Below are 1,479 nucleotides of genomic sequence, written 5' to 3' on the forward strand. Positions count from 1 at the left end.
AACCAAACTTTTGAAACCATGAAGAACCTTAAAGATTGGCTAGCTGAAAGTGTAAAATAAATGACCGAAAAACAAATAATGTCAATCACCCACAATAAAAAATACTTAGATAATTTCAATGCGGCATTTGTAAGTTAAATTGGTATTACAAGATCTTGTTTCATAATACCTTAATGATATCAAGATTTTTTCGCCTGTTCGCTATTAACCCGAACTCAATCAAAAATCGTCAACATGTCAATGAACTATTGTATTTCGGAACTATGGCCGCTTAATTATTGGTGATTTTTTGAACGAACTAAAAAAAAAGGGGATTCTTTTTTTCACACATCTGATTTTAAAAATAAGAGGATTTCATTTCCTGAGAAATCAATGAATTTTGATAAATCTTTTGCTAGAAAAGATGATGTCTTGGTTGCAAGAGTAGGGTCAAGAGTTATAGGTAAATTCTGTTTGATTGAAAATGAAACCATAGAGATATCAGACTGTGTTTTTAGAGTTTCTATGCCTCCACAGTTTATTCAACCTTTTCTGAATGCGCTTGATTCTGATTATGGAAAAAAATGGTTTGAGGCGTATTCTCATGGAGTATGCGCAAGACTAATAAGTAAAGAAAATCTGTTAGAATTTAAGATTCCGTGATCACACGGTCAAGCCCTTGCTCGCGCCGATCTGTGATCTGTGTGTAATTCTACAGAATTTAAATTTTATCAGCCTGCCCCTTAGCGTTAGCGGTAGCAAGGGGCTAGCTGGTCGTCGTTTATAACGGAAAATAGCCATTAAGCGGTCTGTGCGCAAAACCACATTTAGACATGGCATTGACAGCCTACTTTGAGGAATATGTGACTGTAGGATAGAATGGACAAATTTCAGAATAAATACCGCATCCCATCGGCACGGGCGTCCTAGTGGAATTATGCCAACGCGGGAGCCTATTTTATTACTATTTGCACCCAAAATCGCGAACATTATTTCTACTTTAACAGATTCAATATAGATAAAGATTATTCAGCTTTTTCACCCCGCCCCTGAAGGGAGAAAGCTGAAAAATCGATCTTTCCCTTTAGGGATTCAGGGTAAAAAAGGTCGATTTTTCAAATGTGTTAAAGCAGAATTATTTTGGCGAAATCGCATTGAGGCGATTCGTTTCGTCTGAATTAGGAAAAATCGCCGAAAAACATTGGATTGAAATACCTGCCCGATTTCCATATATCGAATTGGGTGCATTTGTGATCATTCTCTACGACCATCCAATCAGCCAGTTGGTTGATACTTCTTTTCGTCCAATCATTTTTTTTATGATTGGATTCTTTTTCCCGTTTAATTTGATTCATCGTTTTTTTAGTATGGAACAGTACTCCCATGTTATCATTGAGTTAGAAGATGATTTGCACCAAATTGCGACGACTTCTGATCGTCTGCTGAACACCGCCAAGTTGGCTATAAAGAGATGTCAGGTTTCCCTGACCGAATTAAGAA

Annotated in this window: 1 protein-coding gene and 1 pseudogene; both read left to right on the top strand. The window is 36.8% G+C overall.

What is annotated here, in order from left to right; all coding sequences use genetic code 11:
• Positions 1 to 372 precede the first annotated feature (372 nt).
• On the top strand, positions 373 to 642 hold the full coding sequence (locus GR929_RS21715; protein WP_159523927.1) for a restriction endonuclease subunit S domain-containing protein: 270 nt from the start codon (positions 373 to 375) through the stop codon (positions 640 to 642).
• Between the two features lie 458 nt (positions 643 to 1,100).
• Positions 1,101 to 1,479: pseudogene (locus GR929_RS21720) on the top strand (hypothetical protein); the annotation flags it as partial.

The organism is Sunxiuqinia indica, assembly GCF_009847015.1.
Lineage (GTDB): Bacteria > Bacteroidota > Bacteroidia > Bacteroidales > Prolixibacteraceae > Sunxiuqinia > Sunxiuqinia indica.

Bases quoted from the DNA above. Each gene is read 5' to 3' on its own strand.
- GR929_RS21715 (WP_159523927.1), top strand. From the start codon at position 373: ATGAATTTTGATAAATCTTTTGCTAGAAAAGATGATGTCTTGGTTGCA.